Origin of the sequence: Prochlorococcus sp. MIT 1323, from assembly GCF_047304905.1 — a bacterium.
In the GTDB taxonomy this organism is placed as follows: Bacteria; Cyanobacteriota; Cyanobacteriia; order PCC-6307; family Cyanobiaceae; genus Prochlorococcus; species Prochlorococcus marinus_D.
Window position 1 is genome coordinate 1,091,623 of the sequence record NZ_CP138973.1, and the last position, 15,633, is coordinate 1,107,255.

At 50.5% G+C, this 15,633-nt stretch carries 15 protein-coding genes; 5 read left to right on the plus strand and 10 right to left on the minus strand.

Annotated features, from left to right (window positions below; translation table 11 throughout):
- Both SIB68_RS05370 and SIB68_RS05375 read right to left on the minus strand, forming a co-directional pair.
- A complete protein-coding gene (locus SIB68_RS05370; protein WP_063400204.1) occupies positions 1 to 1,020 on the minus strand; it encodes a sodium-dependent bicarbonate transport family permease in 1,020 nt (339 codons plus the stop codon).
- A gap of 200 nt (positions 1,021 to 1,220) precedes the next feature.
- The gene (locus tag SIB68_RS05375; protein ID WP_063400203.1) at positions 1,221 to 2,942 is read right to left on the minus strand and encodes a SulP family inorganic anion transporter; all 1,722 of its coding nucleotides are present in this window, start codon (positions 2,940 to 2,942) and stop codon (positions 1,221 to 1,223) included.
- 188 nt (positions 2,943 to 3,130) lie between these two features.
- Here SIB68_RS05375 and SIB68_RS05380 point away from each other — a divergent pair, with 188 nt between their 5' ends.
- From SIB68_RS05380 to bchL, 3 genes are all read left to right on the plus strand, one after another.
- On the plus strand, positions 3,131 to 4,387 hold the full coding sequence (locus tag SIB68_RS05380; RefSeq protein WP_063400202.1) for a ferredoxin:protochlorophyllide reductase (ATP-dependent) subunit N: 1,257 nt from the start codon (positions 3,131 to 3,133) through the stop codon (positions 4,385 to 4,387).
- 8 nt (positions 4,388 to 4,395) lie between these two features.
- Positions 4,396 to 6,006 (plus strand): ferredoxin:protochlorophyllide reductase (ATP-dependent) subunit B, encoded by a 1,611-nt coding sequence (locus SIB68_RS05385; RefSeq protein WP_063400201.1) that lies wholly within the window; start codon positions 4,396 to 4,398, stop codon positions 6,004 to 6,006.
- A 203-nt stretch (positions 6,007 to 6,209) separates the two neighbouring features.
- Positions 6,210 to 7,100 carry a ferredoxin:protochlorophyllide reductase (ATP-dependent) iron-sulfur ATP-binding protein gene (gene bchL / locus SIB68_RS05390; RefSeq protein WP_063397370.1) on the plus strand — a complete coding sequence of 297 codons (891 nt, stop codon included), beginning with the start codon at positions 6,210 to 6,212 and terminating at the stop codon, positions 7,098 to 7,100.
- 29 nt (positions 7,101 to 7,129) lie between these two features.
- On the opposite strand, the gene SIB68_RS05395 is transcribed toward bchL, so the two are convergent.
- The 4 genes from SIB68_RS05395 to SIB68_RS05410 all read right to left on the minus strand — a co-directional run bounded on the left by SIB68_RS05395 (position 7,130) and on the right by SIB68_RS05410 (position 9,877).
- Positions 7,130 to 8,134: a protochlorophyllide reductase gene (locus tag SIB68_RS05395; protein ID WP_063400200.1), complete on the minus strand. Its 1,005-nt coding sequence runs from the start codon at positions 8,132 to 8,134 to the stop codon at positions 7,130 to 7,132.
- 82 nt (positions 8,135 to 8,216) lie between these two features.
- The gene (locus SIB68_RS05400; RefSeq protein WP_413681973.1) at positions 8,217 to 8,615 is read right to left on the minus strand and encodes a hypothetical protein; all 399 of its coding nucleotides are present in this window, start codon (positions 8,613 to 8,615) and stop codon (positions 8,217 to 8,219) included.
- Positions 8,616 to 8,695: 80 nt separating this feature from the next.
- Positions 8,696 to 8,806 (minus strand): photosystem I reaction center subunit XII, encoded by a 111-nt coding sequence (gene psaM, locus SIB68_RS05405; RefSeq protein WP_011130590.1) that lies wholly within the window; start codon positions 8,804 to 8,806, stop codon positions 8,696 to 8,698.
- A 303-nt stretch (positions 8,807 to 9,109) separates the two neighbouring features.
- Positions 9,110 to 9,877, minus strand: coding sequence for a sulfite exporter TauE/SafE family protein (locus SIB68_RS05410; protein WP_063400197.1), 768 nt, complete (start codon positions 9,875 to 9,877; stop codon positions 9,110 to 9,112).
- A gap of 9 nt (positions 9,878 to 9,886) precedes the next feature.
- On the opposite strand from SIB68_RS05410, the gene SIB68_RS05415 reads away from it, so the two are divergent.
- Positions 9,887 to 10,729, plus strand: coding sequence for a lipoate--protein ligase family protein (locus SIB68_RS05415; protein ID WP_063400196.1), 843 nt, complete (start codon positions 9,887 to 9,889; stop codon positions 10,727 to 10,729).
- On the opposite strand, the gene SIB68_RS05420 is transcribed toward SIB68_RS05415, so the two are convergent.
- Positions 10,636 to 11,904, minus strand: coding sequence for a site-2 protease family protein (locus tag SIB68_RS05420; RefSeq protein WP_063400320.1), 1,269 nt, complete (start codon positions 11,902 to 11,904; stop codon positions 10,636 to 10,638). The genes SIB68_RS05415 and SIB68_RS05420 overlap by 94 nt on opposite strands.
- 66 nt (positions 11,905 to 11,970) lie before the next feature.
- On the opposite strand from SIB68_RS05420, the gene SIB68_RS05425 reads away from it, so the two are divergent.
- A complete protein-coding gene (locus SIB68_RS05425; RefSeq protein WP_063400195.1) occupies positions 11,971 to 12,648 on the plus strand; it encodes a phosphoribosylanthranilate isomerase in 678 nt (225 codons plus the stop codon).
- Positions 12,649 to 13,124: 476 nt separating this feature from the next.
- Here SIB68_RS05425 and folE read toward each other — a convergent pair whose 3' ends face one another.
- Genes folE through SIB68_RS05440 form a run of 3 tightly spaced genes read right to left on the minus strand, consistent with a single transcriptional unit; the run spans position 13,125 to position 15,625 of the window.
- Positions 13,125 to 13,892, minus strand: coding sequence for a GTP cyclohydrolase I (gene folE, locus SIB68_RS05430; protein WP_063400319.1), 768 nt, complete (start codon positions 13,890 to 13,892; stop codon positions 13,125 to 13,127).
- Positions 13,893 to 13,903: 11 nt separating this feature from the next.
- Complete coding sequence (locus SIB68_RS05435; protein WP_063400193.1) at positions 13,904 to 14,611, minus strand: SDR family oxidoreductase; 708 nt, start codon at positions 14,609 to 14,611, stop codon at positions 13,904 to 13,906.
- Positions 14,612 to 14,635: 24 nt separating this feature from the next.
- Entirely contained in the window at positions 14,636 to 15,625 is a 990-nt protein-coding gene (locus SIB68_RS05440) for an acetyl-CoA carboxylase carboxyltransferase subunit alpha (RefSeq protein ID WP_011130598.1), read from the minus strand.
- Between the last annotated feature and the right edge of the window lie 8 nt (positions 15,626 to 15,633).

A 15,633-nucleotide genomic window follows, 5' to 3' on the forward strand; every position in this document is an offset into this window, starting at 1 on the left:
TTAAATTGATGCAGGGATTAATTTGTAAACCAAACCCATATATAGCGGAATTCCAATCGTATGATTAAAAGGGAAAGTTAATCCCAAGGCGCTAGAAATGTAATATCTTGGATTAGCCTCTGGAACTGTCATTCTCATTGCCGTAGGTACGGCAATATAAGAGGCACTAGAGCACAAAATAATAAACAAGAGTGCATTACCATACCCTAAACCAAGGGCCCTAGCAACAAGGCCTCCAATTAACGCATTGAACATTGGCATCAGTATCGCAAAGAAGACAAGAAAAGCGCCTGCTTTTTTGAGGTCTTTAAAACGCTGCGCCGCAACCATCCCCATTTCCAGCAAGAAGAAGCACAAGACTCCATAGAAAAACTTGTAAACAAATGGTTCCATCTTCTCTACACCAGCAGGGCTATAGATAGAAGCAATGAAACCAATTACAAGGCTACCTGCAATCAAATACACATAGCCATTCAGCATCGATTCATGCAGAACCTTGCGCCAGTTCATTCCATCAGAACCAGGACGTGCCTGACGGGAACCAAGCCGAACTAAGATCAAACCAACGATGATTGCCGGTGATTCCATTAACGCCAGTGGGGCCACCATAAATCCGTCATAAGAAATATTTTGAGCTTGAAGAAAACTCTCAGCAGCGATAAAGGTCACTGCGCTAATTGAGCCGTATGTCGCTGATATTGCTGCTGCATTAAAGACATCAAACCTCAATCGCAAAATACAGAAGCAAATCAGCGGGATGACCGCCGCCATTAACACAGAAACAGTAATGGTTGGGATAACTTGGCCACCGAGACCATCTTTCGCCAAAGCCATGCCACCCCTAAAGCCAACGGCCATCAACAAATAAAGCGAAAATAATTTCGGCAGCGGCGCAGGAATCTCAAGGTCAGCATTCAAGAAAACCGCAATCGCACCCAAGAAAAAAAATAAAACCTTTGGTGATAAAACATTTGCCAGTATTAGCCCTGCATCAAGTGCTGTTGCGGTTGCTGTGATCATATAAAAGGTTGCAGGGAGATAAGGGCTGTTTTAGATAATGACTGGGAAAGAGGAACTTAAAAGAAGCGTAGACAATTTTTCAAACCATTCAAAAGCTGTAGATTTTACAAGATAGATTATATCATTGTTTTTATCAAAGATCCCAACCCAATGAAGGTGGTCTCCTGAAGCTGAGATCTCTAATAAGTTGTCACTTGCTCTTATAAGTCAGCCAGGGCAGCTTCAAGAGCTTGAGTTCGATTAGCCATCAAACCTTGCACATCAAACTTCTCAAGTCTGTTGCGGACCCTCTCGTTTGCAGCCACAACATAAGCTTTCCTTGAATGGTTTTTTGCCTCTTGAACCATCTGTTCAATGGCCAAAGTTGCAGTAATGCCAAGCCGAGGAACTTCAGTAATGTCAAGGATCAAGACCTTGTAATTACGTACCAGAGCCATTCGTTCTGTGATCCCCGAAGCAGCCCCAAAGCTCAATGGCCCGCGCAGGCGAAATAACATCACCTGCCCGCCACAACGATCAAGCAATGCTTGTTCTGAAGGGGGCAAAGATGGCTCTTCAGTATTAGCAGCAGCACCAGTTGATTTGTTGTCAAAATCACCATCCATCAAACGATTATCAGCATCCATTCCTTCCAATTGCGCTTGTGTCAACGAATCAATGGTTAATAGGTTTGCAACAAACACACCAACCAAAACTGCTGAGATTAAATCCCAGAAAACTGTCATCAGCAAGACGCCATACATGACAACAGCTGTCTTAATCGAGAGGCGATGAGCTCTAAGCAAGAAGCCCCAATCAATGATATCGAGACCTACCTTGACCAATATTCCTGCAAGCAAAGCAGTTGGAATTAAAGCCGCGAACTGACCTGCTCCATACAAAACAATCAACAGCACAATGGAATGCACCATTCCAGAGAGTGGCGTGCTGCCTCCAGATTTGACATTGATCACCGTCCGCATCGTTGCACCGGCGCCAGGCAATCCGTTAAACAGCCCAGCAAGAGAGTTGCCAATTCCTTGGCCAATCAGCTCTCGGTCAGAGTTATGACGAGTCTGGGTAATGTTGTCTGCAACAAGGGATGTCAACAGCGAGTCGATTGCTCCCAACACTGCAAGCACTAAGCCTGATTTGATAATCAAAGGAAGAAATGCTGGGTCCCAGCTGGGCAAAGAAAAGCTCAGGCCACCTTCAGGGATCGTGCCGATACGCGGCAGCTCATCGATGCCTCGGGCTGAAAGGTTCGCGTCATTGAAAAGCACAACCGAGAGAGGCGTAACAATCAACAAAGCCAACAACGGTGAAGGCACCCACTCGGTGAGTCGCCGAGGTGCCAAAAAGACAATGGCCAAGGTCATCACCGCCACTGCTACGGCGCCCCAGTTGGGTTGAAAGTTTGCCGATAACTGCGTAAGGCAAGCAATCACACCGCCCTTGGTTGAGATGCCAAAGAGAGGTCCAATCTGAAGAATGAGGATGATCACCCCAATCCCAGACATGAAGCCAGACACCACTGAATAGGGCACAAGCGTGATGTAACGACCCAGTCGTAAGACCCCAAACAGAATTTGGAAGAGACCTCCAACAACAACTGCGGCCATCACCAGGGGCAAAAGCTCGCCTGGGCCATCAACCGTTGGCAACGCTGTGGAGATACCAACAGCAGCAAGGGCGGCGACCACTCCTGCCACGGTGACGCTCATCGGTCCAGTCGGGCCGCTGACCTGAGATGGAGTACCGCCAAACAGCGCTGCGAAGAAGCCAACAATCACCGCTCCGTAGAGGCCGTAGATCGCGCCTCCATCGCCAAGGGCAGCATTGCCAAATGCGAGGGCTAAAGGCAGCGCCACCACCGCAGCGGTCAATCCGCCTAATAGATCTCCGCGAACATTGCGCAGATGAAATCCATGGATCAATGCCAAAACGTAGTGCTCCTTCCCACTTGAGTTGAACTAAACAATATCTGGCTGTGGGCCCCTCCTCTATGGCAAGAGAAGCAATTTGTCCGGCCTCTATAACAAAAAGCTTTTCTCGATCCCGAAGAGTTTATTAACTCCCGCAGATTTGTTCATTCATCAAGCAAATTGTTATAGCGATTTTGGAGCAGCCCATGGGCAGCACGACGCTGCTAAAGGAAAGCGGACCTCGGGAGGTTTTCTGTGGCTTGACGTCAATTGTTTGGCTGCATCGACGCATGCCCGATGCCTTCTTCCTCGTGGTGGGCTCACGCACCTGTGCACATCTGATCCAAAGCGCCGCAGGCGTGATGATCTTTGCCGAGCCGCGTTTTGGCACCGCAATCTTGGGGGAGAAAGACCTCGCTGGACTTGCAGACGCCCATGAAGAGCTCGATCGGGTGATAAACGACTTGTTGGCGAGACGTCCTGAAATTCGCACCCTCTTTCTGGTGGGTTCCTGCCCCAGCGAAGTGATCAAGTTAGATCTAGCAAGAGTTGCCGAGCGACTCAATGGACAGCTTCAAGGCGGCGTTCGCGTGCTGAATTACTCAGGCAGCGGCATTGAAACCACCTTTACCCAAGGTGAGGACGGTGCGCTCAAAGCCATGGTGCCGTTGATGCCTAATAGCAACGAAGCCCAGCTTCTGCTTGTTGGCACCATGGCCAACGCAGTTGAAGATCGTCTCAAACATCTCTTCGAGCGCCTCGGCATCCCCTCAGTGTCCAGCTTGCCGCCAAGGCAGTCGACTGATCTGCCATCCGTAGGGCCTGGCACCCGTGTTTTGCTAACCCAGCCCTACTTAACTGACACGGCTAGGGAACTCAAAGACAGAGGCGCCGAGATCCTTCAAGCGCCTTTCCCTCTGGGAGCTGAGGGAAGCCGACTCTGGATGGAAGCGGCAGCCCACGCTTTTGATATCAATGGCAGTCACGTTGCAACCATCCTTGAACCTTTGATGGTGCGCGCCCAAAAGGCTTTATCGCCCTACAAAGAGCAACTGGCTGGAAAGCGAATTTTCCTGATGCCTGAATCCCAGTTGGAAATTCCACTAGCACGTTTCCTTCACAGAGAATGTGGAATGGAACTTGTAGAAGTTGGAGTTCCTTATCTCAATCGAGAGATGATGCAGTCTGAATTGGAACTGCTGCCGCACAACACGCAAGTCATGGAGGGCCAACATGTGGAGAAGCAGCTCGACAGGGTTAGGGAGCAGCGTCCTGATCTAGTTGTCTGCGGTATGGGTTTGGCAAATCCCCTTGAAGCGGAAGAGATTGCAACGAAATGGTCAATCGAATTGATCTTTAGCCCCATCCACGGCATTGATCAAGCCGCAGACCTCGCCGAACTGTTTGCAAGGCCACTGCATCGGCGCAACCTTCTCAACAACCAACTCCTCGTAAGCGTCTAAAAAAGCCAATGGAACTCACTCTCTGGACCTATGAAGGGCCTCCTCACGTAGGAGCCATGCGCATCGCCTCCTCGATGGAAGGAGTTCATTATGTGTTGCATGCCCCGCAAGGAGACACATACGCTGATCTGCTGTTCACGATGATCGAGCGGCGCGGGCGCAGACCGCCCGTGACCTACACCACCTTTCAAGCCAGGGATCTAGGAGGAGATACGGCGGAATTGGTCAAAGGTCATCTGCGTGAAGCCGTGGAGCGTTTTAACCCCGAAGCACTCTTGGTGGGTGAAAGTTGCACCGCTGAACTCATTCAAGACCAACCCGGCTCACTTGCTTCAGGCATGGGTTTCAACATGCCTGTTGTGGGTATAGAACTGCCGGCCTACAGCAAGAAAGAAAATTGGGGAGCCTCAGAAACGTTCTATCAACTCGTGCGAGGCATCCTCAGCAAGCAGCCTTCTGAGCAATCTGGCGTCAGTCATAGCCCTGCTGCATGGAAAAACGAAGGACGCCGGCCCAGAGTGAATCTCTTGGGGCCAACCCTGCTCGGCTTCCGCTGTAGAGACGACATTCTCGAATTGGAAAAACTGCTCAATCAACACGGCATTGATGTACATGTTGTGGCTCCACTTGAAGCAAGGCCAGCTGATCTAATGCGGCTGCCCAATGCTGATCTGAATGTCTGTCTTTACCCTGAAATCGCAGAAGCAACTTGTCTCTGGCTTGAGCGCAATTACGGCATGCCGTTCTCCAAAACAGTGCCGATCGGAGTGGGTGCTACCAAAGACTTTTTAGAGGAACTCCATCAATTGTTAGAGATGCCTGCACCTAATCCAGGCGAAGGTACAGAGCAATCGAGACTGCCTTGGTATTCACAGTCTGTGGATTCCAACTACCTCACCGGCAAGCGCGTGTTCATTTTTGGCGATGGCACCCATGCCCTTGCCGCAGCAAGGATTGCTGATCAAGAGCTCGGTTTCAAAGTGGTGGGTCTTGGCACCTACAGCCGCGAAATGGCCAGACCGGTACGAGCTGCAGCCAAAGAACTAGGACTTGAAGCACTCATCAGCGATGACTACCTTGCCGTGGAAGCTGCCATGGCAGAGGCAGCTCCCGAACTTGTGCTTGGCACACAGATGGAGCGGCACAGTGCAAAACGACTGGGTATTCCCTGTGCAGTCATCAGCACACCGATGCACGTGCAAGACGTGCCTGCCAGATACAGCCCACAAATGGGATGGGAAGGTGCAAACGTCATTTTCGATAGCTGGGTGCATCCATTGATGATGGGCCTTGAGGAGCATCTAATCGGTATGTTCCGCCATGACTTTGAATTTGTGGATGGTCATCAAAGCCACCTAGGACACCTAGGCGGACATCAGAGCCAAACGGAACAACAACAAAGCCAAGCAGCAACCAATCCATCAACGCGATCAAATGCAGATTCCTCATCTGAGGAATCACCTCTCTGGACCCCAGAGGGAGAAGCAGAGCTCGCAAAGATCCCCTTCTTTGTACGCGGAAAGGTTCGTCGCAATACGGAAAAGTATGCGCGCCAGGCTGGTTGTAGACGTATCGACAGCGAAACCGTTTACGACGCAAAAGTCCACTTTCGGGCTTGACTATCAGAAAAAAATAGAGAAGCTTCTAGTCATTACAAGGAGAAAAGAGGATGAGTGTTTACACTCATCTTTCTCTAATGGTCAATCCCTTTGTCTCGAAAAGCAAGCAAACCTTGAAAAAAGTTGTATCGAATTTGTTAGGAACCAGCAGAGATAGATCCCTTGGCCTTGAATAACAATAAGAACTTGAGCAAGATCACTCAATGACCACGACCCTGACACGACCAGCCGATGGTGAAGGCAGTGTGCAAGTTCAACAGGATGCTTCTGTTCGCATTCAGGAAGGGGCCCTGGTAATCGCGGTTTATGGGAAAGGCGGAATTGGTAAATCCACCACCTCCTCCAACCTTTCAGCCGCATTCTCCAAACTCGGCAAGCGAGTACTGCAAATTGGTTGTGATCCCAAGCACGACAGTACTTTCACGCTTACGCATCGCATGGTGCCTACGGTGATCGACATCCTTGAAGAGGTTGATTTCCATAGCGAAGAGTTACGACCAGATGACTTCATGTTTGAAGGCTTCAATGGAGTCAAGTGTGTCGAGAGTGGTGGGCCTCCAGCCGGCACCGGTTGCGGTGGTTACGTGACTGGACAGACCGTAAAGCTGCTTAAAGAGCATCACCTGCTGGAAGACACCGATGTGGTGATCTTCGATGTCCTTGGAGACGTGGTCTGTGGCGGCTTCGCTGCACCCTTGCAACATGCCAACTACTGCCTCATCGTCACCGCCAACGACTTTGATTCGATTTTTGCGATGAATCGCATTGTCGCTGCAATTAACGCTAAAGCTAAGAACTACAAAGTTCGCCTTGGCGGAGTTATTGCGAATCGTTCTGCCGAATTAGATCAAATAGAAAAATTCAATCAACAGACAGGGCTGAAAACTATGGCTCATTTTAAAAACGTTGATGCAATACGTAGATCAAGACTTAAGAAATGCACAATTTTCGAGATGGACTCATCAGACGAGGGGGTAATGGAATGTCAAAATGAATATCTTGCACTCGCACAAAAAATGATCGATAAGGTTGAGCCTCTTGAAGCGGAACCTCTCAAAGATCGTGAAATTTTTGACCTACTTGGCTTTGACTAACCTCTAAAAGGAGCAAAGCCCTTGATCATTTAAGTCAAGCCAACCAATTTCATCGACAATTCCCAGACCCGTTTTGCGGTGATTGGATCTGTTGCCCTTTCCGATAGTTCCTGTCGGAAACTTTCGCGGTTCTTCTTCTGACGATTGCCCCAACTCCAATGCACACCTGATACACCAAACTCTGGATTAGTTACAACCTGTGCAACCCGTTGGCCAGCCTTGGCCTGGGTGACATATCCACCAGTAATCAGCCTCTGGAATATAGGAAACAAAAACCGGAAGATTTTTGGTGTGTAGCGAAATAACGGTGTATCAGCCACACAACCAGGATAAAGAGAGGTAAATAAAATCCCTGATTGTTCATGTAGACGCCGGTGAAGCTCCTGCGTGGTGATCATGTTGCAGAGCTTGCTGTCTTTATAGGCCTTGCCAGGCTTGAAGCTTTTGCCACTCGCCATACTGATAGGCGCATGAAATCCTTGTTCAAAACCTGAAAGATTACCCAGATCAGCCGGTGCAGGAATCGGAATCTTGCCGCCAAGCTCCTTATAATTAGCTGTAACTGTGCCAAGAATGACCACTCGGGCAGCAGACAAATACGAGCCACGCGCTGATTGAAATACTTGTGCTTTGCTGAGGTTCTCAAGCAAAAGTTGAATCAGCAAGAAATGGCCGAAATGATTGGTTGCCATCGAAAGCTCATAGCCCTGAGCTGAGCGTTTCGGCTTGCGCAGCCTGGGCTGATAGACCGCGGCATTACAAACAAGTGCATCCAGCGGTTGTTCGAGCGAGCCGAGCAGGGTCTCGACTCCATCGCGAACGCTCTGGAGATCACTCAAATCCATCCTTAGATGAGTAAGTTGAGCGGCTGGGATACCCACCCTCTCGGCAGCGGCAACAGCTCGCAATGGATGTCGATTTGCAGTGATCACCTGCCAGCCTCGATAGACAAGTGCCTTGCAGGCATACAACCCGACGCCAGAGGTCGTGCCCGTGATTAAGACGGTGCCTGGAGAAGCTTGAGAAGAAGCCATCGACGCAGCCTTGAGAGCAGCAGGTTGGTATAGATATAAAACTAAGCGCTGAGCTTCACTCTCGACGCAAGCAAAACAAAACTCAGCGCCAGATGACCCTCAAGCGATTCGGGGCGATCCACTGATCATGCTCGTCCATCAGACGAATGCCTCCTCCAAGGGTGAACAAGCGATCAAAACGTTGCTGAAGGGTATTCAGCTGAGCAGATTCAAGGTTCAACACAGCGACAAGTTCACCATGACGATCAAGACGTTCCTGATAAGCGATTGAGAGCTTGACCAGAGTCACAACACAAAGGGAAACCAGTCCCAGCTTCATGGTCAATGCCAAAAGGCTGAAATTAATCTCTCTGCGCTGCTGTTGCAGCTGCAAAGTAGACGCGATAGTGACTGCATCAATCACCTCTTGATGCATCTGCTTACGGCGTCGCCGAGCTGTGCTTTTCTGTTTTGACCTGGGTCTAGCCAGGGAGGAGCCCAAGTTTATTCAACGGTTGACCGCTTGTAGCGCAGCAAACCTAAACTGCCAAGGGGCTAGACCCAATTAGATCAAGGCCTCAATCAAGCCTCATGAAGGGTTACGCCAAGGCGAAGAGCTAGCACACCGCAATGAAAAACAACCACGAGGCACAAACCGGCCAAGTCGACATTTGCAATATCAGTGATGCCCATGATGAAAGGGGAACGCTAGAAGCATCCATATTCTCCTCGCAAAACGGCACCTAAGACCAGTCTTCGCAAAGGCCTGTCACACCTATCAATGGCAACTCCTCCGTCGAATGGCATTGATCGATCAATCTCCCCACCATCCAATGACCAAAAAGACGCCTCTCAAAGCCCCTTGAGAGCAAGCTCTCGCAGCGACTTTCTCGGAGGAAAAGGGTTCCTGAGATCAACTCATCAATAACGCCTTGCAGCAAAAAACATGGGCTCTTGAAACTCGAGGCTTAGCACTGAAACTTGCACGAGGAATAGTTAATGCCCCATCGCAAGGGTCAGGGCCTGACGGCCAGTGCCAAAGGCAAGCAACAGCACAAGTGTTCGCAACATCCATGCCAGACGATTGCCAGAAACCCGTTGAAGTCGAGACGCTGACCAATGAGCGGCCAGAGCCGCCACGCCACCGAGCAACAGCCCAATCCCTACAGAGCCCCGACCCTCGCTAAGAAACTGTAAAGATGCCGCAGTCGCTGAACATGTCACAGCCAGGGTGCTTAAACGGATCGCCAAGTGAATAGGAACAGCCAAACCATTCACCATCAAAGGCACCATCAACAAACCACCCCCCAAACCAAGCAAGCCTGCGGAAAATCCTGCTACACCGCCAACGACTGCAAGACCCGGCAGAAAAAGAGTGGATTTGAGCTGCTGAACTGCTTGCTGAGGCTCTGAACGAATCGTGGCAGCCACCAAGAGATAGAGCCCCACCTGAAGGGTCAGCAAAAGCCAGCCAGAAACATCTAAACCAATCTTGCTGAACAGCAGTGAAGACAAAAATGCGGCCACTGCGATGCTCAATCCAGTCCGAAGCTGAAATCCTCCAGCGAAGAGGTGGGTCAGCGAGCCACTCAACGCAGTAGGAACAATGGCAAAAGTACTGGTTGCTAAAGCCTGATGAGGGCTAAGCCCCATCCACAGCAGGAGGGGCGCAAAGATCAGACCGCCGCCAATGCCCAGCAGACCAGCCAGACCACCAGCCAACAGCCCCAAAGGCACAAACACCAGCCAATCCCACAACACCATCACTGCTCTATGCCGACAGCCGCATCCTGCCTACCCATCTCGCCAGGTCGCGGCCGCTTGATCTCCCCTTTGCAATTGTCCGGCCCAGAACAGATGGCCCTCGATGAGGTGCTGCTCGAGGCTTACCAAGCAGATGCGAAACCACTACCAACACTGCGCTTCTATCAATGGAACGGTCCATGGCTTTCCCTTGGTCGCAACCAACGCCACTGGCCCGAGCACTGGAATGCCCTGGCCAAACGAGGAGATCTAAAGCTGGTTCGGCGACCCAGTGGCGGTAGTGCAGTCCTTCATGCAGGAGGGCTCACTTATGCACTGATCTGGCCCTCTCCTCCCCGCCAGAGACAACAAGCCTATAAACAAGCTTGTCAATGGCTCATACGGGGCTTTAAAGAGCTCGAATTACCTTTGCAATTTGGCGATCACCCAGCCAGGGGGGCCAACGAGAGTAACTGCTTCGCCACAGCCACAACCGCTGATCTTGTGGATTCTCAGGGTCACAAACGCATCGGCAGTGCACAATTCTGGCGTCAGGGTCATCTCCTTCAACATGGCGAAATCATCCTGAATCCCCCTCAAAGACTCTGGCGAGAGGTCTTCGATTGCGAACCACCTAGCGACGCACCAGCATCAATCCCCAGGCAAGAGCTGAGCGATCTCCTGCAAATAACGTTTTGCTCGTGTTGGCCAGAGGTGAACTGGCAAGAGAGCCCTATCACTAACGATGAATGGAGCTCAGTTGCCAACAAAGCACCGAACTATGAAGTACTGCTGGATGCCTCAGGCTGCTCAACCAATCCGCCAGAAACCATCGACTCCACAACTTTAGGCAGTGCCATTCCCAGGGGATAGGTGTTCTGACGGCGAGCAGCTTCGAGAAACTGAGCAGGAAGCCTTACCCCAAGACGCTTAAGCACAGCTTCGGAGAGGTCAATTCGATCTAATGTTCCACAAGGAAGACCAGCAACATTAAAAACAAGAAGCCTGCCCTCCTCAGCCTGTTCTAGTGCCATCACCGCCTGCCATAACGGGGCTTTCTCGCCAATGAAAGGCAACTCAGATATCGGCTTCATGTGATCCGCCAGGCATTGCCTATCCCATTGCTGCACAGGCAATTCTTTTAAGGGTTGGTCCGTCATGTAACCAACCCATCGACCAGAGCGACAAACCAAAACCCACTCCTGAGGAGACTGCTCCTCGCTGCCAGACAAACGCAACTGACTAAGCCTGCGCAGCGACTGGTCATCTTCAAGCACACGGAAGTTGCGCCCAGCCGCCAGGCCTACGTTGAGCTCACGCAAGACCTTCTGCAAGGCAAGTAGCTGGGTTTGAGAGCGAGATGCACCGAGACCAAACCAACCGAGCATCAACAGCCAAAGTCCACCAATCCCACCACCTTTAAAGAAGAGCAACCACCCCCCCAACACCATTGCCGAGAGAGATAGGGCACGGCCAGTTGCGGTGGCGACCTGGACACCCTTCCTCTGACTGCCAGTCCACTGCCAGACCAAAGCCTTAAGGATCAAGCCTCCATCAAGAGGCAACCCAGGCAGCAAATTAAAAAGGGCTAGCAACAAATTGAGCCCACCCAACTGACCAACGAGATTGGCAAGCAGCGGATTGACGTGATCAGCTGCATACACCCCTCCAGTCAGCAAGGCAACAGCCAAGACCAAGCTCACCAATGGTCCCGCTGCAGCAACCCTTAAAGAGGCCATCGGTGTCGAGCACTCCCTCTCAACGCTGGCAACACCTCCCAGGAAAAAAAGCGTGATGCTGCGAACCTTGACCCCCTCACGCAGTGCAACCAAAGAGTGGCCTAGCTCATGCAGGAGAACAGACAAAAACAACAGCAGGGCCGTTATCAACCCCAGACCCCAGCTAATCCAAGCTGGAAGCAAAGATTCAGCTGCAGCGGACACCTGGTTTTGTGAAATCCAAGTAAAAAGCAACAGGATCACAAACCAGCTGGGATGAACCCTTAAAGGGATTCCCCGAATCTTCATCAGCTCCCAGCCTTCGCCCACCCTTTCATCTCCATCGAGCCGGATCAGCGGCCAGTAGCAAACCAATCTTAGAAAAGTCTCGAGCCAATGGTCTTGCCTATGGGATCTCCCACATCCACCGCAGTGAAGATCTGTGGTCTTACCAACATTGACCAAGCCAAATCGATTGCAGCGCTAGGTGTCGAAGCAATTGGCGTAATCGGCGTAGCAAACTCACCCCGCTTTGTTGCAGAACAGCAACGACGAGACCTTTTCGCTCAACTCAACAGCTTCAAGCCAGAACTCCAACGAGTCTGGGTGGTCGCTGATCCAGATGACACCGACCTATCCGAAGCCCTGCAAGGAGAAGGTGCACCTTCGGCAATCCAGCTTCACGGCCAAGAAACGCCAGAACACTGCGCAAACCTGCGCATCCAACACCCGAACACGCAGTGGTGGAAAGCCCTGCGCATCCGTAGCCATGAGGATCTCTCCCTTGCCCATACCTATGCAGGCCAGGTCGACGCACTCCTTCTCGATACATGGAGGCCTGGACAACTTGGTGGCACAGGCCATCGACTTCCCCTGAACTGGCTACATCAAGCCTCTTTTGAACTGCCCTGGTGGTTAGCGGGTGGTGTCTCCGCAGAGTGGATTCCAGAACTTTTGAGCCAGGTGAATCCATGGGGCTTGGACGCCTCAAGCCGTCTCGAGATTTCGCCAGGGATCAAGGATCTAAAACTGGTTGAGGCCCTGGTTGAAGCGGTAAGTCAGCAGCAAAAATAGATTCAATGATGCAATCAAAGCTCTTAAACAATTTGAGCTGCAGCAGATTTTTTTATGGGTTGAGATTGAATTTCAATAATAAAGAGCGAATAGAGAATAAGAATTTCAATCAAATCAATAAAATATGCCTGGCTAAAACTTTGTTCGATAAGACGAGCAAGACCCCATCTGAAGATTGCTGCTAATTATTTTTTTGCTTGATCGTTAAGCTGTTCCTGTCTTTGTTGAATTCCAAAAAAGACATTCGCGCCTAACACCAAGACAGTTGCAACTACAATCACTCCAATCGCTAATGGGCTCAGATTAAGAGCCATTGCAAGCAAAGGTGAAGGCATTGACCTCTAAATTGTAAATACAAGAATTAGCTTGGCAGAGCTTCATCGACTTGGCTAGTAACAAGCGAAGTCGATACACACATGTTAATCAGACATGACCATCATCAAGCCTTATACCTCTAAAAGACCTTGAAAGAACTTTTAAGTTACTAGCGTGGACTCCTGCTGGCGAACAAGCTCGAAAAATTCCTGCTTAAGGCTAGGATCATGACGAAAAACGCCTCTAACAACAGAATTGACCATGCTGGTACTTGGCTCTTTAACTCCTCGCCATTTCATACAATAATGTTGTGCTTTTACTATTATCCCTAAACCCTTAGGCTCACATAAACGCTCTATTTCATCAGCAAGAATCATCACAGCCTCTTCCTGAATATGAGGTCTTGAAAATACCCAATCGGCAACTCTTGCGAACTTTGAGAGCCCAATTACACGGCTGCCAGGCTTAATGCCAATCCAACAGTTGCCAAGAATAGGAACCAAATGATGAGAGCAGGCCGAGCGAACAGTTATGGGGCCAACAGTATAAATTTCATCTAAATCTTTTGTATTTGGAAAGCTAGTAACATCTGGCTGCTTATAGAATCGGCCTTTAAATACTTCATTTAAATACATGCGAGCAACCCGCTCGGCAGTCTCTTGTGTGTTGTGGTCATTATCAATATCAATCACTAAGCTTTGGAGCAGTTCTCGAACCCGATCGGCAACTTCTACTTCAAGTTCCTTCAACTCTCCAGGTTGAATATGTTCTGCAATATTGTCGTTAGCGAGGAAGGAAACATCTTCTGCAACTAGGCGGGAACGTATACGTTCAGAGATCTTGTTTTCATTTTTTGGCTGACCATTCCCAGGCAAGCCATTGCGATGCTGACCTAGGTCTTTAGATGATGCTGGGATGATGGAAGTCATTAAAGGCTTGTTCAAAAGGCGCCAGTGGCTGGCATCAGAGTTAGATCTTCAATCACCTGTGATGGTGGCTGCTGAGCCAAGTGTAGAAGGGCGGCGGCTGCCTGCTCAACAGAAAGCATGGCATCACGGTCGAAGCTGCTTTGCACGGTTTCAGTATCCCAAAGAGGGGTATTGACCGCTCCAAGAGTGAGGGTGCAAGCACGTATCCCATGATTGCGCTCCTCCGCCGCCAAGCAACTAGTAAAAGTAGCCAATGCTGCTTTGGTAGTGCAGTACGAACCCCACTGTGGGAAAGCATTGCGAGAGGCATGACTGCTCACATTGATCACCAATCCACCGCTGGTACGCATCGCAGGCACCACAACAGAACACAACTGGAAGACGCTAGTGAGATTCATCTGAAGCAACCATTGCCAACGCTTCAAAGGCATGGATAGAAGATCCCCTGTCCAAGCCGCCCCAGCATTGTTGATCAACACCGATGGGCAATGGCCCCGTCCAAGCAAATCCTCGATACCAGGAGCAATGGCTCCTGGATCAGCCAAATCGATTGATTTAAAAAGAACATTCTGGCCTGTACTTTTTAGCTCTTGGGAAAGTGCCTGAAGTGCATCTTGGCTGCGGGCTACCAACATCAAATCCCAACCGGAATTTGCAAACAACCGCGCAGCTGCTTCCCCAATACCGCGAGATGCTCCAGTAATCAGGGCAGTAGGCAAGGAGCGAATGCAACCCCAATAACCCTAGGCAGGCAAGCCGGTTTCCGACGAGCTTGGATCGAGAACACGACCCATCGCCCGGAATTTTCGATACCGCGCTTCGCGAAGCTGATTAACCTTTAAACCAAGAAGCTCATCGAGGTGCCGCTCGATAGCCTCTCTGAGCACCTCTCCCGCCTGAAGAGGGGCCCAGTTGTTGCCTCCAGCTGGTTCTGGAAGCACTTCATCCACCACTCCTAAGTTAAGGAGGTCTGGACCAGTGATCTTCAAAGCAGCAGCTGCCTCAGGAGCTTTGGCGGCATCTCTCCAAAGAATCGAAGCACAGGCTTCCGGACTGGCCACGGTGTAGACGCTGTGCTCAAACATGAGCAAACGATCAGCTACGCCAATTCCAAGAGCGCCACCCGAGCCTCCTTCACCAATCACCGTGGCAATCACAGGCACGCGCAAACGGAACATTTCACGCAAGTTGACTGCAATGGCTTCACCTTGCCCCTGCTCCTCGGCAAGCAGGCCTGCATATGCACCCGGCGTATCGATGAAAGTGAGGATGGGTAAACGAAAACGATCGGCATGATCCATCAGACGAAGAGCCTTGCGGTAACCACCAGGCGTAGCCATCCCAAAGTTTCTAGCCACATTTTCTTTTGTATCCCTGCCCTTTTGATGTCCGATCAGCAGCACAGAGCGCTTACCAATACGGCCCACACCACCAACCAACGCCTGGTCGTCGCTACCACGACGGTCACCATGCAACTCAACCCAGTCGTCGCAAAACATTTGGATAAAATCCAAAGTGCTCGGCCGGTGAGGATGTCGCGCGACTTGTATTTTTTCGGCCGGTGTAAGAGCTTGAAAAATTTCCTCCCGTCTACGAGCCGCCAAAGTTTCTAACTGGAGCAACTGCTGACTGACATCGACTTCGGAATCGCGTGCAAGCTCTCGGATCTGCTCAATCTGCTGCTCTAGTTCTACCAATGGCTTTTCGAACTCAAACAGATAACGACGAGCCATAACAAGAG

Bases quoted from the DNA above. Each gene is read 5' to 3' on its own strand.
- SIB68_RS05370 (WP_063400204.1), bottom strand. From the start codon at position 1,020: ATGATCACAGCAACCGCAACAGCACTTGATGCAGGGCTAATACTGGCA.
- SIB68_RS05380 (WP_063400202.1), top strand. From the start codon at position 3,131: ATGGGCAGCACGACGCTGCTAAAGGAAAGCGGACCTCGGGAGGTTTTC.
- SIB68_RS05385 (WP_063400201.1), top strand. From the start codon at position 4,396: ATGGAACTCACTCTCTGGACCTATGAAGGGCCTCCTCACGTAGGAGCC.
- bchL (WP_063397370.1), top strand. From the start codon at position 6,210: ATGACCACGACCCTGACACGACCAGCCGATGGTGAAGGCAGTGTGCAA.
- SIB68_RS05395 (WP_063400200.1), bottom strand. From the start codon at position 8,134: ATGGCTTCTTCTCAAGCTTCTCCAGGCACCGTCTTAATCACGGGCACG.
- psaM (WP_011130590.1), bottom strand. From the start codon at position 8,806: ATGGGCATCACTGATATTGCAAATGTCGACTTGGCCGGTTTGTGCCTC.
- SIB68_RS05410 (WP_063400197.1), bottom strand. From the start codon at position 9,877: ATGGTGTTGTGGGATTGGCTGGTGTTTGTGCCTTTGGGGCTGTTGGCT.
- SIB68_RS05415 (WP_063400196.1), top strand. From the start codon at position 9,887: ATGCCGACAGCCGCATCCTGCCTACCCATCTCGCCAGGTCGCGGCCGC.
- SIB68_RS05425 (WP_063400195.1), top strand. From the start codon at position 11,971: ATGGTCTTGCCTATGGGATCTCCCACATCCACCGCAGTGAAGATCTGT.
- folE (WP_063400319.1), bottom strand. From the start codon at position 13,892: ATGACTTCCATCATCCCAGCATCATCTAAAGACCTAGGTCAGCATCGC.
- SIB68_RS05440 (WP_011130598.1), bottom strand. From the start codon at position 15,625: ATGGCTCGTCGTTATCTGTTTGAGTTCGAAAAGCCATTGGTAGAACTA.